17 protein-coding genes are annotated in these 26,069 nt (G+C 67.6%); 8 read left to right on the top strand and 9 right to left on the bottom strand.

Annotation, left to right across the window (positions count from 1 at the left end):
• Positions 1–21: 21 nt before the first annotated feature.
• Positions 22–1,365 (bottom strand): hypothetical protein, encoded by a 1,344-nt coding sequence (locus tag JLZ96_RS09550; RefSeq protein WP_201009936.1) that lies wholly within the window; start codon positions 1,363–1,365, stop codon positions 22–24.
• Between the two features lie 141 nt (positions 1,366–1,506).
• On the opposite strand from JLZ96_RS09550, the gene JLZ96_RS09545 reads away from it, so the two are divergent.
• The 5 genes from JLZ96_RS09545 to JLZ96_RS09525 all read left to right on the top strand — a co-directional run bounded on the left by JLZ96_RS09545 (position 1,507) and on the right by JLZ96_RS09525 (position 7,281).
• Positions 1,507–2,691 carry a glycosyltransferase family 4 protein gene (locus tag JLZ96_RS09545; protein WP_094715730.1) on the top strand — a complete coding sequence of 395 codons (1,185 nt, stop codon included), beginning with the start codon at positions 1,507–1,509 and terminating at the stop codon, positions 2,689–2,691.
• A 111-nt stretch (positions 2,692–2,802) separates the two neighbouring features.
• Complete coding sequence (locus JLZ96_RS09540) at positions 2,803–3,945, top strand: glycosyltransferase family 2 protein (RefSeq protein ID WP_201009935.1); 1,143 nt, start codon at positions 2,803–2,805, stop codon at positions 3,943–3,945.
• Positions 3,942–6,167, top strand: coding sequence for a serine/threonine protein kinase (locus JLZ96_RS09535; protein WP_201009934.1), 2,226 nt, complete (start codon positions 3,942–3,944; stop codon positions 6,165–6,167). The genes JLZ96_RS09540 and JLZ96_RS09535 overlap by 4 nt, the downstream gene beginning before the upstream one ends.
• Positions 6,164–6,391 (top strand): hypothetical protein, encoded by a 228-nt coding sequence (locus JLZ96_RS09530; protein ID WP_176457115.1) that lies wholly within the window; start codon positions 6,164–6,166, stop codon positions 6,389–6,391. Before JLZ96_RS09535 ends, JLZ96_RS09530 begins: the two co-directional genes overlap by 4 nt.
• Positions 6,388–7,281 carry a family 16 glycosylhydrolase gene (locus tag JLZ96_RS09525; protein WP_201009933.1) on the top strand — a complete coding sequence of 298 codons (894 nt, stop codon included), beginning with the start codon at positions 6,388–6,390 and terminating at the stop codon, positions 7,279–7,281. Before JLZ96_RS09530 ends, JLZ96_RS09525 begins: the two co-directional genes overlap by 4 nt.
• Before the next feature lie 9 nt (positions 7,282–7,290).
• Here the strand turns inward: JLZ96_RS09525 and JLZ96_RS09520 are convergent, their stop codons facing one another.
• From JLZ96_RS09520 to JLZ96_RS09495, 6 genes are all read right to left on the bottom strand, one after another.
• The gene (locus JLZ96_RS09520; RefSeq protein WP_201009932.1) at positions 7,291–8,343 is read right to left on the bottom strand and encodes a S1 family peptidase; all 1,053 of its coding nucleotides are present in this window, start codon (positions 8,341–8,343) and stop codon (positions 7,291–7,293) included.
• A gap of 139 nt (positions 8,344–8,482) precedes the next feature.
• Positions 8,483–9,781 (bottom strand): S1 family peptidase, encoded by a 1,299-nt coding sequence (locus tag JLZ96_RS09515; RefSeq protein WP_201009931.1) that lies wholly within the window; start codon positions 9,779–9,781, stop codon positions 8,483–8,485.
• Positions 9,782–9,856: 75 nt separating this feature from the next.
• The gene (locus tag JLZ96_RS09510; RefSeq protein WP_201009930.1) at positions 9,857–11,506 is read right to left on the bottom strand and encodes a hypothetical protein; all 1,650 of its coding nucleotides are present in this window, start codon (positions 11,504–11,506) and stop codon (positions 9,857–9,859) included.
• Positions 11,503–12,672: a hypothetical protein gene (locus tag JLZ96_RS09505; protein WP_201009929.1), complete on the bottom strand. Its 1,170-nt coding sequence runs from the start codon at positions 12,670–12,672 to the stop codon at positions 11,503–11,505. The genes JLZ96_RS09510 and JLZ96_RS09505 overlap by 4 nt, the downstream gene beginning before the upstream one ends.
• Positions 12,673–12,793: 121 nt before the next feature.
• Positions 12,794–15,268 carry a helix-turn-helix transcriptional regulator gene (locus JLZ96_RS09500; RefSeq protein WP_201009928.1) on the bottom strand — a complete coding sequence of 825 codons (2,475 nt, stop codon included), beginning with the start codon at positions 15,266–15,268 and terminating at the stop codon, positions 12,794–12,796.
• A gap of 6 nt (positions 15,269–15,274) precedes the next feature.
• The gene (locus tag JLZ96_RS09495) at positions 15,275–17,008 is read right to left on the bottom strand and encodes an Hsp70 family protein (RefSeq protein ID WP_201009927.1); all 1,734 of its coding nucleotides are present in this window, start codon (positions 17,006–17,008) and stop codon (positions 15,275–15,277) included.
• 256 nt (positions 17,009–17,264) lie between these two features.
• On the opposite strand from JLZ96_RS09495, the gene JLZ96_RS09490 reads away from it, so the two are divergent.
• From JLZ96_RS09490 to JLZ96_RS09480, 3 genes are all read left to right on the top strand, one after another.
• A complete protein-coding gene (locus tag JLZ96_RS09490) occupies positions 17,265–19,853 on the top strand; it encodes an IniB N-terminal domain-containing protein (RefSeq protein ID WP_201009926.1) in 2,589 nt (862 codons plus the stop codon).
• 152 nt (positions 19,854–20,005) lie between these two features.
• Positions 20,006–21,814: a dynamin family protein gene (locus tag JLZ96_RS09485; RefSeq protein ID WP_236253869.1), complete on the top strand. Its 1,809-nt coding sequence runs from the start codon at positions 20,006–20,008 to the stop codon at positions 21,812–21,814.
• Positions 21,811–23,271, top strand: coding sequence for a dynamin family protein (locus JLZ96_RS09480; RefSeq protein WP_027495651.1), 1,461 nt, complete (start codon positions 21,811–21,813; stop codon positions 23,269–23,271). Before JLZ96_RS09485 ends, JLZ96_RS09480 begins: the two co-directional genes overlap by 4 nt.
• Here the strand turns inward: JLZ96_RS09480 and JLZ96_RS09475 are convergent.
• Positions 23,260–23,823: a hypothetical protein gene (locus tag JLZ96_RS09475; protein ID WP_032375008.1), complete on the bottom strand. Its 564-nt coding sequence runs from the start codon at positions 23,821–23,823 to the stop codon at positions 23,260–23,262. The genes JLZ96_RS09480 and JLZ96_RS09475 overlap by 12 nt on opposite strands.
• Before the next feature lie 40 nt (positions 23,824–23,863).
• Entirely contained in the window at positions 23,864–26,044 is a 2,181-nt protein-coding gene (gene treS, locus JLZ96_RS09470; RefSeq protein ID WP_027495653.1) for a maltose alpha-D-glucosyltransferase, read from the bottom strand.
• Positions 26,045–26,069: the final 25 nt, after the last annotated feature.

Below are 26,069 nucleotides of genomic sequence, written 5' to 3'. Positions count from 1 at the left end.
GTCGTGGGTTCTTTTGTGTTGTCAGGCAGCAGGATTGGTGGCGACGGCTGCGGTCGATGCGTCGGCTTCGAGGAATGCGATGGGCGTCGAGCAGGCGGCGCGTAGTGCCCGTCGGATGGTGTCGGCATCGACGACGTGCGAGTGGAACGACGCGGCGACGCGAATGGAGTCGCGTAGCCGTGCGGTCGTCAGGGTGATGTGTCCGTGGCTCGCGGGTGCCACCATGACTCGGTACGAGCCCTGTGTCTCGCCGACGAAGGCGATGGCGTTCAATCGGGCATGCCGGCCCATGTCGGACAAGGCCAGACGGATGGTGTCGGGTGCGGTGGGCGGCAGGGTGTCGGTCGCGCGGGCGGAGCGCAACCTGGCCAGTTTCGAGCGAAGTGCGACCAGCATCAGGTTTGCGATCGGGTGCCCGCAGTCGATGATTCGGCGCCACTGGCGGGACAGGAGAACTGTGTCGGTCGTGTCGGGGAGGTAGACGTCGATACCGGCCGACAGGTTCGCAAGGGTGGTCAGCTCGGGTGGTAGGTACCGGCGAACGTCGAACAGCACTTTGGCGACATCGTCGACGGCCAGTCCTTCGGCGCGCAGTGCGGCATCGAGGGCGGCGAAGAACAGGATCGAGATCGACTGTCCGGGTCGGTGTTCGTCTCGCCACCTCGCCAGTTCTCGGGTGCACTCGATCGTGGCGGCCGCGGCCACCACCTCGACGGGTGAGCCTGCGGCGGTCGACGCCGCCTGTGTAGATGCCGTCTGTGTGGACCCGTGACCGGCCGACCCGCCACCTGCATGCTTACGTCCGCACACTCCGATACTCGGGTGAATGCGTGAGCGCAGCAGCCGGGGAAGCCGCCTGGGATCGGTTCCGAAACAGCGCATCGCTGCTACGGCGAGCGGGTGACGCGTCTGCGCTGCCGTTGCCCAGCGGGGCACGATGCCGTTGCGAGCGTCGGCATCAGCGAGTGTGTGGGAGAGGTTGATGATCATCTGGCCGTCGCCGAGCCCGTGATCCATGTAGAACACCACGTGGTCACCGCGCACCGTGATGGACAGTGGCTCGGCGGGGTCGTGCGTGGCCAGTAGCTGCGACATCGCGGTGTCGTAGTCGTCCTCGGTGATCGCGGAGTCTTCCCGGACGGCGTGCAGTGGGGCGCCGGGATCGTATCGCCAGCGACGGGTGCCGGAATCGGGACGCAGGCCCACTCGCGCGGCCGGGCCGACGCTCATTGTCGTGCGTAGCGCCCGGCGGATCCCGTCGACGCCACCATGATCGACAGGACCGAAAGCCACCACGGTCCAGTTACCCGCAAGCGCGACATCGGTCTCGTGAACCGTGACGTGCGAGGGAAAGACCACGTTCATCGCGTAGGTCCCTTCCGATAGACGGCTTTACTTCTTGTTTATGAAAGCCTCAGAAGCAGTATGAACTCAAATGGGCATTCCAGCCAACTCTGAGTACGATGTAATGGAGTCAAACAAACTATTGGACAGGAAACCGGAGTCGTGGACGGAGTCAGCGAAGTGCAAGTACTCGCGGTCTCGCTGTCGACATCGGTGGGCGGAACCGATCACAGTCTGCGAAACGTGGCGCTGGCATTGCGTCCCCTGGGCGTGACCGTCACTCTGGGTGCGCCCGGTGGCAGCGACACCGAACAGTGGTGGCGAGCCGCCGGCCTGCCGTTCTTGCCGCTGGACCTGCCGCAACGCATCGGAATCCATCGTCAGGGCGAGAATTCTCTGCATCCCATCGGCGGGCTCGCGGCGCAGGTACCGAAGAGCGCACGCACGGTGTCGAAACTTCGGCGAGCTGCCCGCGACTTCGACGTCGTACATTCCAACCATCTGCTGCTGCATCCCGACGCGGTGCTCGCGTCCCGACTCGCACGCACCCCGGTCGTCGTCGAATTTCACGACATCGTCCCCGCCGGACCGGGGCGCACACTGCTCGCCGCGATCGCGGCGACGGCAACCCACACGGTGGCCGTCAGCACAGCTGCAGCACAGCAACTCCCGACGCGTGCGCGTGGACGGGTGAGCGTGGTGCACCAGGGAATCGACACCACGGCCTTCGCGCCGGGTGCCGGTGACCCGGCTCTGCGGGCCGACATGACCGCCGACCCCGATGCTCCACTGATCGCAGCCGTCGGCCGGATCGATCGCGAGAAGAAGCTCGACGTACTGATCGACGCCGTGGCGCGGGTGCGTCGGTCCGGAGTCGACGCGCATCTGGCGATCGTCGGCGCGCCCAGCGAGGACGACGGTGGCTACCTCGTCGAGTTGCAGCAGGCCGCGGAACGGTTGCTGCCCGGTGCGCATCGTTTCCTCGGCCGCACAGACGCGGTGGCGTCGACGTTGCGTGCCGTGGATGTGTTGGCCTGCCCGTCACAGGACGAGCCCTTCGGGCTCATCGCCCTCGAGGCACAGGCCTGTGCGGTGCCGGTCGTGGTGAGCGACACCGGGGGCCTGGTCGACTTCGTCTCGCACGAGCACACCGGCCTCGTTGCCCGAACCGGCGACGTCGACTCGCTGGCCACGCAGTTGTGCAGGATGCTGACCGATCGCGGCCTGGCCGCCACCCTCGCCGAGGCCGCGCGAGGGCAAGCAGTCGCGCGATTCGATTCCCAACATCGCGCGAAGCATTTCGCCGACATCTACAGTTCAGCAATCGGGAAGAAGCGCATCACATGACGTGACGCATCGGCTCTGCAGCGGAGCCGACGACGCAACCCAGCCGTGCGGATGTCGGGGCATCCGCACGCACACGCTCGTACCGAATCGGAGTTCTTGATGCTCGACCACATGGCCCCCGGCGTCCCGCGCCGCCGCACCCCGCAGCGGGTCGGCGTTGCCGTTCTGGCCGCGACTGCGACCGCGACCCTGGCCGGGGCCGGCTGGGTCCTCGCACCCAGACGGTCGCCGGAACCCCTGCGCGCGGCAGAGCCGTTCGTCGACGGCGACCTCATCACCGTCGTCGTGGGAACCGTGGGCAGGCCGTCGCTGTCGGGCACGGTCGAGGCCGTGCTCGCGCAGTCCTACCCGGCCGTGGAGATCGTGGTGGTGGACAACGCACCCACGTCGGGACGGGTGGACGACGCGTTGAGGTCGATCGACGATCCCCGCTGCATCGTCGTCCGTGAGCTGCGCCGCGGGGTCTCGCGAGCCAGAAACACAGGTGCCCGGCACGCGTCGGGCCGCGTGATCGCCTTCACCGACGACGACGCCGAACCGGATTCGCAGTGGCTCGCCGCCGTGGCGCAGGTGTACGCGGCAGACCGAGACGGTGTCGTGGCCGGGGTGACCGGACGGGTCGTCGGACTGGCGGTCGAGACCGATCAGCAGCGGTGGTTCGAGGAATCGGGGCTGTTCGAGAAGGGATCGACGCGCACGGTCTGGACCCTCGCGCCGACCGGATCGATCGACGAAGAACTGGGTGCACGCGGCACCGCAGCGCTGTTCCCCTATACGGCCGGGGAGATGGGCAGCGGCAACAACATGTCGTTCCGAAAGAGCGCCTTCGACTCGCTCGCAGGATTCGACGAGAGGATCGGACCGGGCACGCCCACCAAAGGCGGTGAGGACCTCGAGCTCTTCCGGCGTGCAGTGCTGCGCGGGGGAACGATCGTCTACGACCCGACAGCCGTCGTCGGCCATCATCATCGAGCCGATCACGAAGCGTTGCGCGAGCAGATGTTCGGGTACGGAAGCGGAATGGCCGCCATCGTCACCAAACTCTTTCTCGACGGCGGAGCTCCGGCCCGCGCACTGCTCGGCCGGCTCCCGACCGCATTCCGCATGCTTCTCGCGCCCGAGGAGAACCGCTTCGCGGACGGGGCTCCGCCGATGCCTCGCGATCTCAAGCTCACCGAGCTCTACGGCTACCTGTGCGGGCCGTTCCTGTACGTCAAGGCCATCACGGTTCGCGGCACCGGGATCAATTCGTGACGATCACCGACACCACCGACGCACCCGAGGACGCAGTAGGTCGAGCCGATCCGACGCGTCCCGACTCGAGCTACCGCGGGGCGCAAGCGCTGCTGTTCGTTGCCGCAGCGGTCGCCATCGCGTCGACGGTGCTGGCCATCCTCGCCGGATCCGATCACGCGGGTGCGGTACCCAACGGGCTCCGGGTAGCCGTGGTCGTCGCCGCCGTGACGCTGTTGCCCGGGGCGCCCATCGCGGTGCTGCTGCGCCTCCGACAGCCGGCACTGGTCGGTTCGGTGACTGTCTCGATTTCGTTCGCGACGATGCTGATCATCGCGCAGGCCGAGGTCGTCACCGGGAATCTGCGTCCGGTGACGGTGCAGCTCTACATCTGTGCGGTGTCCGCCGCGCTCATTCTGTGGGCGTCGCGAACGTTGGTGGCTGCGGTGCCCCGACCGCGCCCGGACCGGACTGCGGTGGTGACCCGGTACGCACTGCTCGGCGCGGTGGCCGTCGCCGTCGTGCTGTTCGCTCACGCGACGAAGGTGCTCAGGCCGCAGGCGTCCGGGGCGTTGGGCGTCATCACCCACATCGGCTTCAGCTACCTCGTCGCGCTGGCCATCGTGGCGGCCGTGATCGCCGTGGCGCTCTCGCGGGCCCGACTCGACCCGGTGGTACTCGGCGCGGCCGGTCTCGCTCTGATCATGTTCACCACGATGTACGTGTCGTTGGCCGACGGCGTCACGTCGATCCCCACGGCGTACACCCATCGCGGGCTGATCGACATCATCGCGTCTCTGCAGGGTCTGCCACCGCCGTCGGACGCGCGATTCAGTTGGGCCGGGTTCTTCTCTGCCGGAGCTCATATGTCGGGTGCCGGCGCGCTGTCGGACCTGTCCCCGATGCTGCTGTGGGCTCCGCTCTTCTACGGCGGCGTGACCATGCTGCCGCTGTACTCGATCGCGTTGTCGCTGACCGGGCGCAGGCGCGTGGCGTGGATCGCGGTGATCCTCTACCTGTCGTTCAACTGGTACCAGCAGGACTACTTCGCGCCGCAGCCGACGGCGACCATGCTGTACCTGACCATCTGCGCCTTGCTGCTGTGGCAGTTGCGCAGTGCGCCCCTGCCGTCGGCCCCGCGGTCGTGGCGTCGGTGGATCGTCACGGTGCCGCGGCGAACTCTGGGCACGGTCCCCGGTGTCGGTGCCGGCCGCACCCTCGCGATCGAGGCGCTGATGATCGTCCTGATCGCGGCGATCGTCATCACTCACCAGCTGACGCCCATCGTGTTGATCGCGGCGCTGTTCCTGTTCTCGCTCACCGGAACCACGCGGTACCGACTGCTGTGGCTGTTCGCGGTCGCGTTGTTCGTGGCCTGGTTCAGTTACGGAGCCGTCGACTACTGGAAGGGCCACCTCGCGTACGTGCTCGGCGATGTGGGACAGGTGTCAGGCGCGGTGCAGGGCGGCGTCAGCGACCGGATCGGTGCCGATCCGCTCTATCAGAAGATGCAGTATCTGCGGTTGGCGGCGTCGGGCGCGCTGCTGATGTTCGCGTTCGCCGGTTGGCTGACCTACCGCCGACGCACGACGTGGCTCATCGGCGGCTTGCTCTGCATGGTGCCCTTCGGTTTGGTGCTGGTGCAGAGCTACGGCGGTGAGGTGGTGATCCGGTGCTTCGTGCTGGCGTCGCCGTTCATCGCGCCCTACGCCGCGGACGCGTTGGTGCGCACCTTCGCGATCATTCGACGGTTCACGGGTCGATCGGCCCAGCCCCGGCACTGGTCGCGCACCGTCGCCGCGACCGCGGCAATCCTCGGAATTGCCTTGATACTGACGGCAACTCGTGGGTTGAACACCTCGTTCGAGCACACCGACGAGGACCAGATCCGATACGGAGACGCATTGATGCGGTCGGTTCCGCAGGGCTCGGAAATCATGGTCATCGGAACGGCGGCCGGGCTGGTGTCCGCACGCTACTTCGACGACGTCAGAGTGGCGACCATGGAATCGTTCGAGTGCCTCGACGATCTCAGCGGGTGCGTCCGAAAGGAGAACCCCGACTTCGTGTTCACCACTCGACAATCGTCGGCGCAGATATACCTGCAGTACGGATATTCGCAATCGGTCGTCGACCAACAGCTGGGCATGCTGGTCGGATCCGACGAGTATCGCGTGGTTGTCGAAACCGCCGACCTGACCATTCTGCAGAATGCGTCCACCCCACCGGTGGTGCTCAAATGACCGATCTGTGGCTCGGCTTCCTCGCATTCGGTGCCCTGTTCGCCGCACTGATCGTCGCGTCGGTACTGCGCGAACGCGAGGTGCCCTCCGACGGTGCCATCGGGCGCGGCGGCAGCGGACGCATCAACCGCGCAGTGGTGCTCTCCGCGACACTGATCGTGTTGTTGCTCCTGGCCGCAGTCGTCGTGATCGTGCGGTTCCAACAGATCGCGATCTGGGAGTGAGAATCGGACGCGGCCTGTCGGTGGCCCTGCTGGTCGTGGCGACGACGGTGTCCTGCGCGCAGTCGACCGGACCCCAACCCGAGTTGGTCAGCAGCGAACGGTGCGACCCCATGGCGGACGACGTCATGTCGGGTGAAGCCGTGCCCCGGGAGGATCTGCCGGGGTGGCGGCAAACCTTCGTCGACGATTTCGACCGGTGCGATCTCGGTGACGACTGGGGTGCGTACTACGGCCAACCCGGAGGCGACCCGGCCAGTTGGTGGGAGTACGAACAGGCCTCGGTCACCGGTGGCGCACTCCGGCTGCGCGCCGAGCAGAAGGACGGCCGCTGGGTGACCGGCGGCGTCTCGAATTCGCCTGTGGCACAGAAGTACGGCAGGTGGGACGTACGGCTGCGTGCGGACCGATCCGACGAGATCAGCTACCACATTCTGCTGTGGCCCGCCGACGAGGTGTGGCCGCCGGAGATCGACATCGCCGAGAGCGCCGACGGGACCAGACAGACGATGTCGTCGTTCCTGCACTGGAGCGGTGCAGAAGGAGACCGTCACTTCTCACAGGCGAATCTGCAGTTGGACACCAACGACTGGCAGACCGTCGGAGTGGAATGGGACCCCGAGCAGATCAGGTATCTGGTCAACGGAAAGGTCTGGGCGCGAACACCACTGGGAGCATCCATCCCGGACAAGCCGATGTGGTTGGGCATCCAGGCCCAGGCGGGCGCCTGCACCAAGCTCGAATCCTGGGGTGTCGGAGAATGCGGCCGGGCGGGAACACCCGACGTCGCGAACGTGGATGTGGACTGGGTGTCGGTGTACGAATCGGACGGGACACCGTCCGTCGTGGAGGACACGCCGTCGGGATCGGTTCTGCTGGAACAACAGAACTGACCCGCCGGCCTACGACGTACGAACCGTCAGGCCCGGGTTCTCGGCGAGAATGTCGTTGATCGGCGTCGCGAACAGTTCCGGACGCTGACCCTGCAGCATGCTGACGACGGTCGCGATCTCGCACGAGGGTTGATCGCCCACGTTCGACGCGTTCGCGATGCCCACGGCGAGCGTGCCACTGACGATGGGGCCACCGCTGTCGCCGCGCAGCGCGCAGATCGACGTGGAGAAGCTGCGGTCCAGGACGTTGCCGCCCATGGTGACGTGCTGGCCTGTCGACAGGATTGTGCCGCAACTGAATCCGGTGGTGGCTCCGGATTTGCAGACCGGCGCGCCGACGACCGGATCCACCGTGCCGGTGATCAACAATGGGGCGGATCCGGGAACTCGCATCGCGTTGCTCTCGAATTCCCCGGTGTTGCCGTCGTCGATGTCGATGAGCGCATAGTCGTTGTGCGCCCGGCTGGTTCGATAGAACGAGCCGAACTTGGAGCCGACGAGGCTGCCGTACATGGGGTACGCGCCCGTCGTGACGGCGGAACCGGTGCTCGACTCGCCCGGATCACAGTGTCCTGCAGTGATGTTGACGGCACCACGCGTCGGATCGACGGCATTGAAGCCCAACGAGCAACGCAGACCGGCCCCGGCCGGGGTACCGGCGAGAAAGCTGTCGCCGCCGAGGTACGAACTTGCGCGAATGGGCCCAGCGGTGAGCGAGGGATCGAACGGCACCCGGTCGAGGAGCGGACCGATTGCATCGATGACGGGGGCCGGGATGTCGAATACAGCCGGGTCGATCACGAATCCGGCCGCCGTCGCCGCCTCGACCATATCCGCGTGGGACGGTCCGTCGGCGACCGCGACGACCGGCAGCCCGGCCGCGTCGAGATGACCACGGACCGCCGGGCCGACGGCGGCGGTGAACTCGGCCAACCGGCGCGCTGCGACGGCGCGGTCGAGAAACTGCTGAGGGCTGAGCCCGAGATCGCGTGCCACAGCGTCGGCCAGTGACGCCGGTTCGGGCGGTGCCGCAACGGCAGTGGGAGTGGATACCACCGTCATGAAGAGCAACGAGACAGCAGTGACCGATAGTGCACACGCACGGCGACGCATAACGACCTTCCCCCCGGGCATCGAACGATGTGATGCCGTTCACTTCGCACACGAACTATAGGGGGTCGGCGGCCTCGCGCGTACCGGTTTACCCGGTTCGGACAGTAGCTCCGGTCGCGCTCGTGACCTGATCGATGGGAATGCCCAGGCTGGCGGTGCCGCCGAACTGCGCCAGCGCGAGGTTCGCCTCGGTGCAGTCGGGTGCTCCACCACTGTTGGACCCGCTGGTGATGCCCAGTGCCAGCGTGCCGGTGACGATGGCCCCGCCGCTGTCACCGGCCAATGTGCATGCGGTGCTGGCGAAGCCGCGCACGGTGCGCGACGTGCCGTCCTCCATGAAGAGCTGCGTCTCGACGCGGTCGGCGGCCACCACTCCGCACGTGAACGACGACGACTGCCCGGATTTGCAGACGGGTGCGCCGATGACGGGGGATGCCGTTCCGGTGACGGTGACGGTGCTGCCGTTGGCCCCGCGAACGGTGGGACGGTCCAGCCCGGCCTTCTGTCCGGCGGCGTCGAGGCCGATGACCGACCAGTCGAGGCCGTCCGGTGCTCCCAGGCTCGAGCGATCGAACGAGCCGATCTGGGAGCTGCGCGCGATGTCGGCCGGATCGGGCAGGTACACCGGTGCTCCGCCGGACCCGGTGGCCTTGTTCGGATTGCAGTGTCCCGCAGTCAGATTGACGGCACTACCGTCGGCGTCGACGGCATTGAAGCCGAACGAGCAGATGCTGATCTCGGTCGGCGGTGCGTCGGCGATCGGCCCGGCGGTGGTGACGTACGTGTCGCCGCCCATCGGTGCCGGGTCGGCCGGCTTGTTGCCACCGGGGGAGAGCATCACCTTGATGTTGGCCAGCAGGGTCGGCAGGTTCAGGGCCTTACCGATCGGGCTGTTCGCCACATTCAGCACGATCTGGTTGTCGATGAAGTCGATGGCTGTGCCGTTGATCTGCTCCGAGATCTCACGCGGGAGGCCGGCGATCCACGCGTTCAGATCTGCCAGCGACTTCTCCAGCCCGTCCGCGGACACCGGCGACTGCGCAGTGGCATAGCCGTCCTTGGCGACGGCCTGCGCGGCTGCGGGAGAGGTGACGGCAACGACGGCATTACCGTCGGGCCCGATCCAGGCACCGGCGAAATCTGCGGGTCGGCTCGCCCGGAAGTCCGAGGCGTAGGCCGACAGCTCCTGCGCACGCGCCGCACGATCGAGGTATTCCTGCGGGGAGATCTTCAGATCTCGCTGCACGGCTTCGACGAGCTCCCGCGGAAGCTGATCGGCGGGCGACTGAACCACAGGTTCGGCTGCCGCTGTTCCGGAGAACGAAGCAAGAAGTACGAAAGCCGTCGAGCACAGCACTGCAGTACGCAGAGCCCCGGTGTTACGCATGAAATCCCTTCATCGGGTGCTTGGCATCAGCGCCCCACCCTAGGGCATGCACAACCGAACCAGTGTTCGCCCTGGTCAGGACGCTGGGACTGTCGCTGAGGTGGTCGTCGTCGTTGTCGTTGTGGTGGTCGTCGTCGTTTCCGCCGGCGTTGTCGTTTCCGGAGTGGTGGTCACCGCGACGGGCGGTGTCGTGACCACCGGAGGCGGTGCCGGTGTTGGTTCCGGAGCAGGCGGCGGCGCAGGCAGGGGCGCGGGCTGCGGCGGGGTGTACTCCTCGGCCGTCGGCTCTTGAACCACCTCGGGAGCAGCCGCGGGCACCGTCGTCGTGGTCGGTGCGGTAGACGGCACCCGCGCGGAGGTGGTGACCGGTGATCCGGCGTCGGTGACGGTGGGCGGTGTCGTGGCGGGTCCGCTGCTGAACACCCCACTCAGGGCTGCGATGACGAGAACGATGACCACGCCCGCACCGGCACCGGCGATGATCGTGGTGACGGTGCGCGAGCGCTCGCTGCGTTCCTTCTTGTTCTCGGTCGCCGCACCGGCGAACGCGGTTGCGGCGTACTGCTGGGTCGCGGTGTCGGAACCGTCGGGATCTCCGGCCGGAACGATGGGCTCCGAGCGCAGCTGGGACGGGCCGAACACCGGTGCCACCGCCGGTATCGCCTCGGAGAACGCGAGGGGCGGCGGCGGAGCGACCACCGGGATCGCGTCGGTGTCGAGCGAGTCCGTGCCGTCGTTGCGAGTGACCACCGGCGCTGCGCCGGTCACCAACGAGTTGCCGTCGACGTCCTCGATCTCGGCGATGTTCAGTGCGCCGCGAGCCGCAGCGAGCGGCTCGACGAGCAGCGCGCCTGCGGTGCGCTCGCCGATGTCCGCGACCACCGAAGGTAGGGCAGCACTGCCGCCGCTGAGCACGACCGTGCCGGTCGACGGCACGTCGAGCAGGCCCAACGTCGGCGCGATCAGGTCTGCGAACTCGGCGCGGGTGACCGTCGTCGTATCCGAGACGCCGGGCAGCTCCACCGCGATCGTGGCCACGTCCGCGGTGCTCAACGTGTGCTTCGCCTGCTCACAGGACGCGACGACACCGGTGAGAGAAGCCAGAACTGCGGCGTCGGACAGGTCGAGGTGTTCGCGATCGGTCACGACGTGATCGAACAGGGCATCGGTGAACACGTCACCGCTGACAGCGGTGCTGCGCTCGGTGCCGCCGCCCGGGTAGGTCGAAATGTCGGTGCCGGTGGCCCCGATGTCGATCACCGTGACGGCAGCCCCCGGGCTCGGCTGCGCGAAAGCGCTCGCGGCCTTGGCCTCGGGAACGAGCGCGACTTCGCTGAGACCGGTGTGATCGAGGGCGTCGCGCAGCAGAGCGATGTTCTCGCGGGGCCATCGCGTCGGATACGTCATGGTCGCGACGGGCGTGGACGCTGATTCGGGCGACTCGGAGAACATGCTCACGAGGCAGTTGGCGGCGTTGGCCATCAGATCCTCGGCGCGGTACGCGTCGGCATCGGGTTCGAGATCTTCTTGTCTGCCGACCAGATCGACGAAGCGCGTGAACGGGGCCGTGTCGACGGGTTCTCCGAGATGGGCGCGGCCGTCGTCGTCGAACCTCAGTGTCGTCGGCAGTACGACGACGGTGGGCTCGAACGCGGTCGAGTCGCGATACACCGCAACGGACCTGGTGTTGCCGATCGTGATTCCGAGATGCCCGGCACCGCTCATGGAGTGCCGCCCGTCGTGGCCCCGGCCGGAGCCTGGTCCCGGGCCGGAGCGAGACGTCCGGCCTGGGTGTCGCCGCCGGCGTTCTCGTCGGGGGTGGGCTTCGTCGGGTCCTCGGCGGTGTCTTCGTCGGGTAGCTCGGGTCCGACCGGTTCGTCGTCGGTCGGCGGGGTCGTGGTGGGGTCCTCGGTTTCGGTGATGTCCGGAAGGTCGACGGCGGGTCGCGTGTCGACCTCGGCCGCGTCGCGTTCGGAGCGTCGGTCTCGGGTGGGATCCGTAGCCGTGGTCGTGGTCTCCGGCGTGATGATCGGTGCAGGCGGGGCGGCGGGGACGAGTTCGGCTGCCGGTTCGACGACGGCGGTGGGGAAGTCGATCGGCCCACCCTGCCGGATTCCCGACGTCGTCGTCGGGGGTGCCACCTGAGCGTTCTCGATAGTGGGCACCGGCGTCTCGGGGGACGTACCGAGCTGCAATGCGATCACCCCGGCACCGACCGTCAGCGCCGCCGCGAACGCTGCGGCGGCGAACAGAGGGGCGGTGAACAGGGGGCGTCGGTCGGGGCGGGTCGGTGCGCCGACGACCGCGAGGCGTTCGGTGGCAGCGTCGACCGGATACCGGGCAGCCAGAATCGCTGCACCACGGGCCGCGGCGACAGCGGTGTCCTTCTTCTCCATGGTTGCTCGCATCGACGAGTTCCAGGCGTCCAGCGCCTCCTCTTCCGATACGAGCGCAACGTGCGCCAACCCGTGGCCGTTCATGGCCGCACGCAGGGCGAACACCTGCTCGGCCGTCCAGCGGGCCGGGTAGGTGGCGGCCGCAGCGAGATCGCCGGGGCGCAGATCGATCGACGACGCCACCTCGGTGAGCAGGCACAGCAGCGCCATCGACGTCAGCTGTTCGGCGGGGAAGACGGTGCCCCGGCTGCCGGTGACGCCGTCGCCGAGCGAGTCGAGGAAGTGCGTGTACGCCTCGGAGTCGTTGTCGGTGGCGTCACCGAGTGAGACGGTGCCGTCGGGGTGAGTGTTGAGCACGGTCGAGTGCAGGGACGCCAGATGCAGGGAGGGACCGGGCGCGACGGGGTGCGACACGGCCGCAACGGCCTGGTCGTCGTCCAGATAGAGGCCGACGTCCGGTGCGCCGATACTCGCCCCGCCGGGCTGCTCGGTCATGCGGGCTGCTCGGTCATGGGGATATCTACCTGTCCTGGGCTCGGAGTCGATGGTCGGTCGTTATGTCGCTTCGGATCCTCACACAGTTACACCCGCAGTAGGGGGCATCAGCGTGCCGAGGTCAGGTGGTCGATGTTCCGTAGCCCATCGCCCGCAGCATCGAGATCAGTTCCGAGCGCGACCCGGCTCCGAGCCTGCGGCGAATGCGAGCCACATGATGTTCGACGGTTTTCGGGGAGATGTAGAGCCGGCTGCCCACCTCGCGGTACGTGACGCCGAGAACCAGTAGCTCGGCCACCTCGGCCTCGCGTTCGCTCAGAGATCCCGACGGCTGCGGCGTCGTCCCGTCGGTCTCCCGCTGATGCGAGCTGGGCTGACGCAACGACCGGGCGATGTGCAGTAGCGAGGTGGCCGTAGCGGTGTCGGCGACGGTCAGTGCGGCCTCGCTCGCCAACCGGGCACCGTCCCACGGCAGGCCGAACGCGGTGAGGGTGCGCGCCGAGAGTTCCACCTCGGCGGCGTCGGGCCTGCCCTGCAGAACGCCGAGCCACGCCCGCCCCGCCGCGGCGAGTGCGGAGCTGTACGGGTGCGTCGAAGCGGCGGACGCGAGGGCCTTCGCGTGCGGCACCAGGGCTTCGGGCGTCTGCGCCACGATGGCGGCCTGCACCTGATACCAATGCAGCGCCGAGGCCCAGACCGGCGGATCCCCCAACGCGGCGAGCAGCGTCGTGGCCTGCGACACGAGGTGCTCGACGCGATCGAACTGGCCCACTCGTGTTGCGGCCAGCACCAATTCGCCGAGGGGCAAGAGCGAGAACAGGTCGATCGAGTACGCGGCGACGACGTTCTGCGCCTGGGTCCACGCCGTGACGAGAGATCCGGCGTCCCCGGACCTGCGGGCCAACCCCACTCGAATGCCGTGCAGGAACAGGTGATTGCGCACGTGCGAGTCGGGGATCTCGAGCGGGTCGACCAGGTGGCAGGCCTGCGCGGCGTCTCCTCGCAGCATGGCCGCCCAGCCGCCGATGAGAACGAGCCGCGTGTGGGCCTCGGATCCCGGCCGCAGCTCGGGTAGGGCACGAGCGATGACGGAGTCGACGCGGGCGAGATCACCGCAGTGCACCGCGTGCAGAGCGGCCACCGCGGCCGCCGAATCCGGAGCGCACCAACGATCGGACGGCGCGGCCGTCAACGTGACCGCGCGCATCAGCGAGTTCGCCGCCGCACTCGACGCCGCAGCGCTGCGTGAGTCGATCGAACCGAGGACCCCGTCGACGAGCAACGCACCCGACGCCGTACTCGACGTCGGTGCCAGCGATGCCACGACACTCAGTGCGCGGTCGGCAGCAGGGCGGTCGCCGGCGGCAGCGGCCGACAAGGCAGCCCACACCGCATCGGTCCCGAGTCGATCCGTCCCGAGCCAGGCGAACAATTGCGCACTGCGCGAGACCATTCCGCGCTGCGCGGCGATCGACGCCGAGACCCTGACCGCAGTGCGTAGATCGGCCTGCGTGTGATCGGTGGCCGCATCGAGGATCTCGTCGGCACGACGGCCTGCCTCGTCGAGGTGTCCGGTCGCGGCGGCCACCTCCGCCCGGCGGGCCGCGAGCGCCGACGGGTCGAATCCCGCCGCTGCTGCCGCGTCGTACAGCTGGCCAGCGGACTCTACGGAAGTCGAATCGCCTTGTCCAGCAAGGAAGTCAGCAAGGTCGGCGCGTACGACCCCGTGCGTCGCCAACGCTCGCGCGGCCGAGGCGTCGAGCAGACCGGATTGCGCGGCAACGTCGGCAATGCGGTCGAGCAGCACCCGGCATCGACGCTCCCCGATCATCTCGGTCAGGGGACCTTCGGCGGACGGGACCAACGCGCCCGTGGCGTCGAGAAGACCGGAGCTGCAGGCGATATCAACGACCGTCTCCGCGTCGGCCGCCCGTGTTACGAGCTGCGCCGCCGTGACCGGGTCCGGGACGACGCCGAAGCGAGCCGCGAGCAGCACGGCGCGGGTGTCGTCGGTGGTATCGACGAGCAGTCGGCGATGCTGCTCGGCAACGGATTCGGTGACCGCACGCAGCGGAGTGGGGTCGGACCGTTCGCCCCCGAGCGCGGCCAGTGCCGCGTCGACGGCGACGAGAAGCCCTCCGGTGGACTTCGCGATCGCGCTCGCCAGCGACGCGGAGATCGGCCGAGCGACTGCGGCTGCCCGCGTTGCGATCGACGTCTTGTCCAACGGTACCAGCGTCAGGCGAGCGGCACCGGCGGATGCGACGAGCTTCTCGATCCGGGAATCGTATCGGCGCGGGGCTGTGGCAAGAACCAGCGTGATGTCCGAACGGGTTGCCGCAGCGGCGATCTCGTCCACGCGGTGATCCGGCAACAGATGGGCGTCGTCGACCAGAACCGTCGCACCCGACGGCGCGTCGGTGACACTGCCCGCATGCACCGTCGTCGCGGCGGCCGCGACCGCACCGAGCACCGCGGATCGACCGGAGCCGTTCACCCCGACGACAACATGCACACCGGTGCTCGACGACGCGTCACGAACGAATCGATCGGCGCGCTCGACGCCGACGAGAGCGGATGGGGTGCTGGACACCATCGCTTATCAGCCGAGCGGAAGAATTTGGCCTGGAAGGTTGAGGACCCCATCCAGAGTTTTATCAACGGTATTGGCGGTGTTGGGAAGCGGATTCGTAAAGGTGGGAGCCTGTACGTTAGGTAGCTGCCCGCTCGGCAGTTGCGGTGCCTGCGGTGCCTGCGGGACCTGCACGGCCGGAGGCTGGTAGTTGGGCACCGTCGGTGCGGCGATCGACGGGATGGTCGGCACGGTGGCGGCCCCGTTCTGGCCGGGGACCGCGGCCGGCGCTCCGCCGACGGGTGCCCCGGCAACAGGAGCCCCGGTGGCCGGATCGATCTGGGTGACACTGCCGTCGGCGTTGACCACCGTGGTGGGTGCACCCGTGGAGCCGACTGCTGCAGAACCGGTCGGCCCGGTCGTGGACCCGACTTCTGCCACAGCGGCCGTGCTGCCGGGAGTCTCGGTGCTCGAGATCTCGGCGTTGGATTCGGCCGGAGTGGTGTTGTCCGAGGTGAGGGCCGTTCCGACCGACAGTCCGCCGCCCGCGAGAAGGGCAAGCACGACGACGGATCCGGCGACTAGGCCGGCCTTCTTGCGTCCGGACATTCCCGATTCCGACGCCACTGCCGTCGGGGTCGGGGCGGGCCGCGGGGTGGGACGGGGCATCGGCGCGGCAACGGCGGTCGCGGCGGGAACCGCAGCCAATGCTGCTGCGTCGTCCGCGGCGGTGGCGTCGGCGATGTCGCTGCCGAGGATTGCGGCGCCGATCGCGACGGTCAGTTCGGGGCGCGGCCCGGCCACGACCGGTACTCGCAGTTCGGTCGAGACGAGCTCGGCGACGAGCGGGATGGCCGAGCTGCCGCCGGTCAGCACCACCTGATCGATGTCGGTGACCTCGAGGCCTGCGGCCGTGACCGCGTCACGTACTACGCCGATGGAGGCCAGCAGCGATGCGCGAACGAGGTCTTCGATCTCCGCGCGGACCAGTCGTACTTCGGTGTGCAGCCCCGGCAGGTCCACCGTCAGCGACGTGGAGGTGTCGTAGGACAACTGTTCCTTGGCCTCGCCGCAGCGGGCGCGCAATTCGACCAATGCACCGACGGTGTCGGGATCGAAGGGATCGAACTCGAACGACTGACTGCCCGAGACGGTGTCGAGTACGTACTGCATGATCTCGTGGTCGAACTGAGCGCCGCCGAACTCCTGCGAATGAACGCCGGTTCCGACGACGCCTGCGTCGGACCCGGTCCGCATCAGCGTGACGTCGAGAGCCGTCGCGCCGAGGTCGTAGACGACCGCGAGACCGTCGGACTGGGTTCCACGGGTGACTTCGAGCCAGCGCATCGTGGCGACCGACTCGGGAACGAGCGTGACGTCGGTCAGGCCTGCGCGATCGAGCGCTTCGCCGAGCACCTCGACGGTGTAGGCGGTCCAGCGTGTGGGGTGGGTGACCACCAGGGAGGGGGAGGAGTCGACACCGGCGGAGACGTCGGCGACGAGGGCACGAGTGGCGGTGGCGTACAGGTCCTCGGCGCGGTGACTGCGGCCGTCGTCGTCGATCAGTTCGACGGGGTCACCGACGCGATCGGCGAACCCACTGATGAGATGGCGCGTCGAGCGGTCCCACAGGTCGGCGAGACTGGGGGCCGCACCGGGACGAAGATCGAGGGCCGAACGCTTGACCACCGAGGTCACCGGGTCGGTATCCAGGGCGGCGACAGCCGTCACAGTTCCGATCCGTATGCCGAGCCCTGCGTTCATCTGCCGCCACCTTCTTGTCGCACTGCCCTGGTTCCCACCGCCGTTACCCGCACTGTCGGCTCGGTGCCGCGATTCGTTACGTCTCACAGCAGGTTAGAGCGTGCAACGAGGTAAATCCCCTAAAGCGCTCAGATCCCCTAATGCAAGTCCCCTGGCGGCCCCCGGGGGAGTAGGGGGATCGTCCCCGTTGGGCGGGGGCTCTGCGGACCATAGCTTTGTGATCAACCACGAAGCATCACTCGTCAAGGAGACTCACATGGCTACCAACGCCGTACTCGATTTCATTCTCGGCCTGCTGCGCGACGACAACGCCGCTGCTGCCTACTGCGCCAACCCCGAGACGACGTTGGCCGCTGCCGGCCTCGGCGGCGTCACCCACGCAGACATCGTCGCGGTGGCCCCGTTGGTCGCCGAGTCGGGACTGTTCGCCGGTGCAGGCAGCCAGCTCTCCGCCATCCTGGGTGCAGGCGGATCCGCAGGCCTCGACGGCGCACTCGCCGGAGGCGCGAGCCTCGGCGGCGGACTGTCGGCCGGACTCGGCATTGCCGCAGGAGCGGTAGCCGGCGGCGGGCTCGCCGCAGGTGGCGCGCTGACCGGTGGAATCGACGTGGCGGGCGAGATCGAAGCGTCGCTCCAGGCAGCTCTCGCTGCAGCTCTGGCCGTCGGTGGTCAGATCGGCCTCGAACTCGGCACCGCATTCGGTGGCGCTCTCGACGCACTCATCGGTGCCGGTGCGGGCATCGGCGGCGGACTCGGTGGCGGAATCGATCTGGACCTCGACGGCCTTCTCGGCGGCACGGTCGGACTCGGCGCTGCGCTCACCGGACTCATCGGAGCAGGCGCAGGCATCGGCGGCGAGATCAGCGCCGACCTGGCAGCGCAGCTGCAGGCAGCCCTCGACGCCGCGATCGGTGCCACCGGCGCAGTCGACCTCGCCGCGCTGGCCGACATCCAGGGCGGACTGTCCGGCGCGCTCGGTGCCCTCTTCGCAGTCGGCGGAACCGTCGGAGCCGAACTGGGCGCTGCCGTCGGTGGCGTCTTCGAGTCCGTGCTCGACGCCGGAGCCGGCCTGGACATCGTCGGCGGCCTCGGCACCGCGCTGACCGCAGGCATCGGCGGCGCTCTCGTCGGACTCGGAACGGTCGGCGCCGACCTCACCGCAGACATCGCAGCAGCCCTCAGCGGATCCGCCGAAGCCGGAGCCGCGCTCGTCGGCGACATCGCCGGTGGCATCGGTGGCAGTCTCGGCGGACTCTTCGCCGTCGACGGTGCCATCGCAGGATCCATCGGAACCGCACTCGGTGCAGTACTCGACGCCGGTGCCCTCGCTGACATCGACGTCGACGCACTCCTCGCAGCCGGCGGCAACATCGGCACGGTCGTCAGCGGCGCCCTGGGCGGCGTCCTCGATCTCGACGCCGGAGTCGTCGGAAACCTGGCCACGGCCATCGACACCGCCATCGAGGGAACCCTCGGTGCCGGTCTGGGCATCGGTGGCAGCATCACCGGCGAACTGGCGGGTGAGCTGTCGGGTGAGCTGACCGGCGGAATCACCGGCGCACTGACCGGCGGAGTGACGGGCAGCCTCGAAGGAATTCTCGGAACCGCATTCGGTGTCGGAGGCGCTGCCGGCGCACAGCTCGGCACGGCCGTCGAAGCGATCGTCGACGCCGGAGCCACACTCGACCTCGGAGCAGCACTCGGCGCGAGTGCAGATCTCAGCGCTCAGCTGGCCGGTGCGGTCGACACGGCCGTGTCCGCAGGTGCCGATCTCACCGGCACCGTGGAAGGCACCCTCTCCGGACTCGGTGGCCTCGGCGGCGGCCTGACCGGCGGCCTCGCCGGACTCGGCAACGTCGGCGGAGACCTCACCGGCGGCCTGGCCGGACTCGGTGGCCTCGGCGGCGGCCTGACGGGCGGCCTCGCTGGAGTCGGCAGCGTCGGCGCAGGCATCACCGGCGGCCTCGCGGCCGTCGGTAGCGCAGGAGCAGATGTGACCGGCGGCCTGGCGGCGGTCGGCAACGTCGGCGGCGACGTGGCCGGTGGACTGAACGGGCTCGTCGACGCGGGCACGAGCCTGACCGGCGGACTGGCCGGACTCGGCAGCCTCGGCGGCGGAATCGCAGGCGGTGTTGCAGGCGGAGTCGAGGGCGGTGTCTCGACCGGGATCGACGCAGCCGCGCAGGCCGGTGCGGGTCTGGAAGGCACCCTGACCGGTGCCGTCGACGGCGGAATCGACGCGGCAGCGCAGGCCGGTGCAGGACTGGAAGGCACTCTGACCGGCGCTGTGAACGGCGGAATCGACGCCGGTACGCAGGTCGGTGCAGGACTCGAATCGGCAGGTGACCTCGCCGGTTCCGCCGCGGGTGACCTGGCCGGAAACGTCACCGGAGGACTCGAGGGCACCGTGGGCGGCGTCGTCGACGCGGGAACCTCGGTGGGCGGCGAGATCGCGTCGAACATCGGCGGCGGACTGGATGCCGGCGGCTCGATCGGCGGCGGACTGGCCTCCACGGTGAGCGGGGGTTTGGATGCTGGTGCGGACGCTGCGGGTTCCGTGGCCGGCGGGTTTGACTCCGCCGCGCAGCTCGGTGGCCAGGTCACCGGTGCAGTGCAGTCCGGCGCCGAGGGATCCTTCGAGTCCGCGAGCTCCTTCGATTCCAGCGCGAACGCATCGGGCACGGGCTGGTCGAGCGTCGACTCCGACGTCTTCGGACAGAGCGAGAGCAGCACGGACCTGTTCGGCGAGACCGGCGGCAACCTGCACGGATCGGTCGATTCGGCAGCAGATTCGCTGGGCCACTCGCTGACCGTCGACCACGACATCGACCCGCTGAACCCCTGATCGAGTTGCCTGTGATCAGGTGACGAAGTGACGAGTCGGCCCCGAGTGTTCAACGACACTCGGGGCCGAGTCGTCGCTAGAGTTTGGGAATGCGGCCTGCGGGACGAGTTGGGTTCGCGGGAGTCGATGAGATGGGTTGTGGAGACACAGGTATGGACGGGCAATCTACGGAACTGGCCGAGCTGCTCGATCGCGCCGCGGAGGTAGCGACATCGGCGGGACGATCCGATCTGGTCGATCGAGTCGAGGCAGCGAAGTCGCGTATGCTCGACCCTCGCCGTCGCATCATCGTGGTCGGACCCCTCAAACAGGGCAAGAGCCAGTTCGTGAATTCGCTGCTGAATCTGACGGTGTGCTCGGTGGGCGACGACGAGACCACCGCGATTCCGACGGTGGTGTCCAACGCGGACAGCTTCTCCGCGCAGCTGGTGCTGGCGAATCCCGGTGACGAACCGATTCGGGTCGACGTACCGCTCGAAGAGATCACCACGGTCACTCCGGCGAGTCCCCGGGCTCAGGGCCGGGAGGTGCTGCGGCTGGACATCGCGGTACCGAGCCCACTGCTCGCCGACGGCCTGGTGCTGGTCGACACGCCGGGAGTCGGTGGCCACGGAAACCCGCATGCGGCAGGGACATTGGGTCTGATTCCGTCGGCCGATGCCGTGCTCGTCGTGTCCGATGCCTCTCGTGAATTCACCGAGCCGGAATTGGCGTTCCTGCGGCAGGTGCAGGGTCTGTGCCCGGCGGTGGCGGTGCTGATCACCAAGATCGATCTGTATCCCCATTGGCGGCAGATCGTCGAGGCCAACCGTGGACATCTGGACCGTGCAGGCATCACCGTGCAGATGCTGCCGGTGTCGTCGTTGTTGCGTTCGCACGCAGTGCGTTTGAACGACGAGGAACTCAATGCCGAATCCGGTTTCCAGCAGCTGTACGCGTTTCTGCGCGACGACGTGGTGGCACGAGCCGACGTGCTGGCTCGCGCATCGGTATCCCTCGATGTCCGCTCGGTGACCGAGCACCTGACACTGTCGTTCGGCAGTGAGCTTGCGGCGCTGAAGGATCCGGAGCGCGCGGCCGCCGCAGTCGCCGGGCTCCAGCGCGCCAAGTCCGCCGCCGAGGAACTGCACAAGAGGTCCTCGCAGTGGCAACAGACGCTCGGTGACGGAATCGCCGATCTCGCGTCGGACATCGATCACGACCTGCGCGACCGACTGCGACGCGTCACCCGGGAGGCCGAGGAGACCGTCGACGAAGGAGATCCAGGGAAGGACTGGCCGCAACTGGGCGAATGGCTTGAAGAGCAGATCGCTGCGTCGGTGGGCGACAATTTCGTGTGGGCGCACGAGCGGGCTTTGTGGTTGTCGGAGTTGGTGGCCGAGCACTTCGCGTCGTCCGGCGCGGCGGCCCTGCCCGATCTCGATCTCGGCGATCTCGACAATGTGCTCGAGCCCGTGACGTCCCTGGCCGATCTGGAGTCGGGTCGGGTGGGTATCACGCAGAAAGTGCTCGTCGGAATGCGTGGATCCTACGGCGGCGTACTGATGTTCGGTCTGATCACCACGTTCGTCGGGCTGAGTTTGCTCAATCCGATCTCGATCGGAGCAGGCGTACTGCTCGGCACCAAGGCGTACAAGGAAGACAAGGAGAATCGCGTCAAGGCGCGTCGTTCCGAGGCCAAGATGGCGATTCGCCGCTTCACCGACGACGTCAGCTTCCAGGTGGGCAAGGAGTCGAAGGATCGGCTGCGTCAGATTCAGCGGGTGCTGCGAGATCACTTCACCTCGATCGCCGAGCAGACATTGCGTTCGCTCAACGAGTCGTTGCGCTCGGCGCAGGAAGCCGCTGCCGCCGACAACACCGATCGCACCGCCCGGATCGCGCAGCTGGAGAACGACATGCGGCTTGTCTCGGAATTGAATGCTCGCGCAACGCGTCTGGTGAAGGACGTCGCGGTATGAGCGTGACGGCACTGGCCCGAGCGCGCGATCTGATCTCGGCAGCGCGGTCGACGTACGCCGGCGACGCCGAGGCGTCCTGGATGCTCGACGAATGTCTCTACCGGTTGGACGAGCCGCTCCGGGTCGCGCTCGCCGGATCGCTCAAGGCCGGCAAGTCCACTCTGCTCAATTCGCTTGTGGGGCAAGATATTGCGCCGACCGACGCCACCGAATGCACCAAGGTCGTCACGTGGTATCGCAACGGCGTCTCACCCAGTGTGACGGCCTGGTACGACGGCGATCGCGCGGCGAACGTTCCGGTGCAACGACGTGACGGGCGGCTGACGTTCGATCTCGGTGCGTTGACGGCGGCGCAGGTCGATCGCCTCGACGTCGAATGGCCGGCAAGTACTTTGGCGCAGACGACGATCATCGACACACCCGGCACCTCGTCGCTCTCTCGCGATGTCTCGGCGCGCACGTTGGCGATGCTGACCCCCGAGAATTCGTCGTCGGGGGCCGACGCGGTGGTCTACCTGCTGCGCACCCTCAATGCCACGGACGTCTCGTTTCTTGGGCAGATCGGGGCACACGTCGGAGGTGATTCCGGGCCACTGGGGGTAATCGGGGTGGTCTCCCGGGCGGACGAGGTCGGCTCGGGCCGCATGGACGCGATGATGTCGGCCAAGGAGGTCGCGGCCCGGTTCGCGTCCGAGCTCGAAGCCACCGGACTGTGCCAGGCCGTCGTCCCGGTGGCAGGGCTGTTGGCGTTGGGAGCAGAGACGTTGCGGCAGAGCGAGTTCGCCGCATTCCAGATGCTCGCGACGGTACCGACCGAGGATCTGCAGCTGGCGATGCTTTCGGCCGATCGGTTCGTGCGGGCGGAGAGCACTCTGCCCGTCGATGCCGCCCTGCGCGCCAGCATTGTCGACCGCTTCGGCTTGTTCGGGATTCGGATGGCCGTGACGCTGATTCGGCTCGGTGTGCGTGATTCGCCGACACTGGCGGCCGACCTGGTCGAGCGCAGTGGACTGTCCGAACTTCGCTCGGTCATCGACGTGCAATTCGGCCAGCGTGCGGATCAGCTGAAGCTGCACTCGGCTCTGGTTGCGCTACAACGAATTCTGGAGTTCCGGCCGGAGTCGCATGCGCTGCGTACCGAAGCCGGCAGGATGCTCGCCGACGTGCACGGGTTTGCCGAACTACGGTTGCTCGGCCGATTGCGTTCGGTCACACCGACATTGCCCGACGGAGGACTGCTCGATCTGCAGCGCATCATCGGCGGCTTCGGTATCGCCGCCACCGAGCGTCTCGATCTGCCGCCCGATGCGGGGCACACTCAGCAGCGCGACACGGCACTGGCTGCGGTGCGTAAGTGGCGATCCCTCTCGGAGCATCCGCTTCTGGACCGGTTCACGTCGAATTCGTGTGCCCTCGCCGCGCGCAGTGCCGAAGGGATTCTCGCCTCACTGACGTGAGGGGCGTCGAGGTAGCAGCGCGACGACCGTGGCGGCTGCGGCAGCGCCTGCCACGACGAACGGACCCCATTGCAGCACGCCGCCGAGCAGGGCCGAGGCGTCGGAGACGAAGGTCGAGAACGTGACGGCCGCCCCGATGGTCAGAATTCCTACCGCGCCCATCAATATTTTGGACGACGTGGCTGCGCCGCGGAGCAGGTTCAACGAGACGAACCCGAGTAGTACCAGCACGGCGGCGGCAGCACCGCTCGAGATGAGGGTGGCCGACGCCGTGTTCCGGACGTCTGCGGCGCTCGCCGTCGAATCCTGCTGAGCCACGGCGGTTTCGACGCCCGACAGAACGACGTTCCAGTTCAGCGCGATGACGGCGGCCAGCGCCAGGATCAGTGCAGCGGTCGCCGCCCACAGCCCGGTCGCGATCTTCGGCAGACGGGAGTCTGCGGTGGATTCCTGTCGTGGCCGAAGAGGTTCGACGGACAGCTCCGGCCGCGGTGGTTGCGGTCGGGCAGGCCGAGGCCTGTGCGCTGTCGGATCGTTCGGTTCTTCGGCCACGGTGCAGAAGTCTATCCGTCAGCGGTGCTGCGACGCCGTCTCACCGCAGCACCACCGCGACGCCCTCGTACGGACCGAGGTTCATCGGGAAACTGTGCAGTTCGTCGACCGTCGCGATCTCGTTGTCGTCGAACACATCGATGGCGCAGGTGCCGGGCACCAGGTGCTTGGACTGAATGGTTGCGCTGATCTCGTCGGACGAGAAGTTCAGCACCGTGGCCTGAATGGTGCCCTGGCCGAGCTCGTGCACCATCACCAACAGGCTCTTGTGCGAGACCGTCGGAATGTCGATCTGCTGCGCCGTGGCAATTCCGTACTTGTTGCGCAGCTCGATGATTCGAGCCAGCTGCCGAGCGAACGACTGCGGGTCGGCCAACTGCTCCGGTAGCGACCCGTACAGGCTGCGTCCACGGGGAATGCCCGATTCCGAGCGCACGGCGTCGGGGAAATACCCCATCAGGTCGTGTGCGCCGCGGTTGAGCCAGCGAGTGTCGCCCTCCTTGATGAGATCCTCGACCTCGTCGGCGGCGATCGGAAGAATGCCCAGCAAGTCCCAGCCGGACAGTGCGAACACGCCGGGCTGCAGTGCGTTGTACATGGCGAGCAGCAGGTGCGCTCGTTTGACGGTCTCGATGTCCTGCTCGTCCATCCGATCGAGATCGCGGATGCCGAGCGACGCGGTGATCACACTGGCTGTGGTGCAAGCGATTCCGTTGGTGGTGAACGTTCGGTTGTACGGTGCCCAGCGGCCGGTGAGGCGATCGGTGAGTTCACCGCGAATGCGATCGCCCAGATCGCAGCCCTTGACCGACTCGCCGCCGTAGGCGAACTCGTCTTCTGCGTGCAGTGTCGCGAAGTGGATGAGCTCGAACGTCATCTCGTCGTGGTTCTGCAGCGCGTGCACCAACGATGCCGTGTCGACGCCATGATCACGCGCCAAAGTCATGGTGAGTCTGAGGAATTCGGTATTCCCCATGACGAGCGCGTGCTGGTAGGCCGGACGGTTGATGAAGTCGTACGACAGGTCGGCACCGTTGGTGCCCATGGCCTTGATGTCGTCGATCGTCAGGTTCAACTCCTGGAAGGTGAACCCACCCATCTTGCGCACCACACTGGCGATCAGGTGATTCGCGGCCTCCGAGAGTGGGTGCCCCTCGGACCAACCCGGACCCTCTGCACGCCGTTCGACGCCGAGAAAACCGTTGGCGTCCAAGCGCAACGCGCCGGCACCGAGATCGGCGATGGAATGGCAGGCGTCGCCGATGACGAGGCGCATACCGGCGAACGATGGGTCGAGCCAGTTGATGGACGGCTGACCGGCCTTGAAGTAGTGCAGGTACACCCAACGCCGCTCGACGCCGTCGATGCCGACGACGGGAGGTGTTGCGCTCCAGTTGGTTTCCTTGACACCGAGCTCGTAGAAGATCACTCGCTGCAGCTGACCGATGATGTAGCCGGCGCGAGCGAGATTTGCCTCGGCCTCGGCGTCGATGTTCTGCGAGTCCGCACCGGCGCGCACGCGCGGCAGCAGATGCCAATCCTGCGGTTCGATCTCGACCATGTGGTAGATGCCGGGGTAATCGGCGACGGCCATCTCGGCCAGCCGGAAGTCCGCACCCTTACCGGTGTGGCCGGGAACGATGTCGTCGATGACGATGCCGTCGTACGCGGAGGCCACGACGCACAGGCGTCGGAACTCTTCTTCCGAGCCGAAGGCGGGGTCTATCTGCATACCGATGCGGTCGAAGTGGCCGTCGACGGACGGGGTGGGACGCCACCCGTGGATGCCGCCCGCCACTTTCACCGGTCCGGTGTGCACGGCGGTGACGCCGATCTCGGAGAACGCCTGCCACAACTTCTCGTCACCGAGGGTGCTCAGGAAGCTGGTCTGCGGAGCGTTGATCACCGAGATGGGGTAGGCGGTGAACCAGACGGGTGCTCGCTCGACGGCAGCACGCGGGTCGGGATCGGCATACGGGTTCTGCCACATGCTGCCCTTGCCCGACAGCTGTTCGGCAATGAGCTTGGCATCTCGCAGCATCGACTGTTCGGTGAGCCAGTCCACGTACTCGGGATTGGACGCGACCGGCTCGCTGTCCGGTGTGGGACCACTACTTCGGTTCGCACGACGCACGGACGGACGAAGCGGTTTCGGCCGAGCCGGGTAGAACTTTTCGTCGTAGGTGATCTCGCTCGGTTCGTGCTGCACTTCGGGATCCATGTGCCTCCGTAGCCTCGCTTTTCCT

The organism is Rhodococcus sp. NKCM2511, assembly GCF_014905595.1.
GTDB lineage: Bacteria > Actinomycetota > Actinomycetes > Mycobacteriales > Mycobacteriaceae > Rhodococcoides > Rhodococcoides fascians.
Note: the sequence above shows the minus strand (reverse complement) of the source record. Positions and strands in the feature narration are given on the sequence as shown.

What these genes read in the sequence shown, in the direction of transcription:
- JLZ96_RS09550 (WP_201009936.1), bottom strand. Translation starts at nt 1,365, where the DNA reads ATGAACGTGGTCTTTCCCTCGCACGTCACGGTTCACGAGACCGATGTC.
- treS (WP_027495653.1), bottom strand. Translation starts at nt 26,044, where the DNA reads ATGGATCCCGAAGTGCAGCACGAACCGAGCGAGATCACCTACGACGAA.
- JLZ96_RS09510 (WP_201009930.1), bottom strand. Translation starts at nt 11,506, where the DNA reads ATGAGCGGTGCCGGGCATCTCGGAATCACGATCGGCAACACCAGGTCC.
- JLZ96_RS09485 (WP_236253869.1), top strand. Translation starts at nt 20,006, where the DNA reads ATGGACGGGCAATCTACGGAACTGGCCGAGCTGCTCGATCGCGCCGCG.
- JLZ96_RS09515 (WP_201009931.1), bottom strand. Translation starts at nt 9,781, where the DNA reads ATGCGTAACACCGGGGCTCTGCGTACTGCAGTGCTGTGCTCGACGGCT.
- JLZ96_RS09540 (WP_201009935.1), top strand. Translation starts at nt 2,803, where the DNA reads ATGGCCCCCGGCGTCCCGCGCCGCCGCACCCCGCAGCGGGTCGGCGTT.
- JLZ96_RS09495 (WP_201009927.1), bottom strand. Translation starts at nt 17,008, where the DNA reads ATGAACGCAGGGCTCGGCATACGGATCGGAACTGTGACGGCTGTCGCC.
- JLZ96_RS09520 (WP_201009932.1), bottom strand. Translation starts at nt 8,343, where the DNA reads ATGACGGTGGTATCCACTCCCACTGCCGTTGCGGCACCGCCCGAACCG.
- JLZ96_RS09505 (WP_201009929.1), bottom strand. Translation starts at nt 12,672, where the DNA reads ATGACCGAGCAGCCCGGCGGGGCGAGTATCGGCGCACCGGACGTCGGC.
- JLZ96_RS09490 (WP_201009926.1), top strand. Translation starts at nt 17,265, where the DNA reads ATGGCTACCAACGCCGTACTCGATTTCATTCTCGGCCTGCTGCGCGAC.
- JLZ96_RS09530 (WP_176457115.1), top strand. Translation starts at nt 6,164, where the DNA reads ATGACCGATCTGTGGCTCGGCTTCCTCGCATTCGGTGCCCTGTTCGCC.
- JLZ96_RS09480 (WP_027495651.1), top strand. Translation starts at nt 21,811, where the DNA reads ATGAGCGTGACGGCACTGGCCCGAGCGCGCGATCTGATCTCGGCAGCG.
- JLZ96_RS09500 (WP_201009928.1), bottom strand. Translation starts at nt 15,268, where the DNA reads ATGGTGTCCAGCACCCCATCCGCTCTCGTCGGCGTCGAGCGCGCCGAT.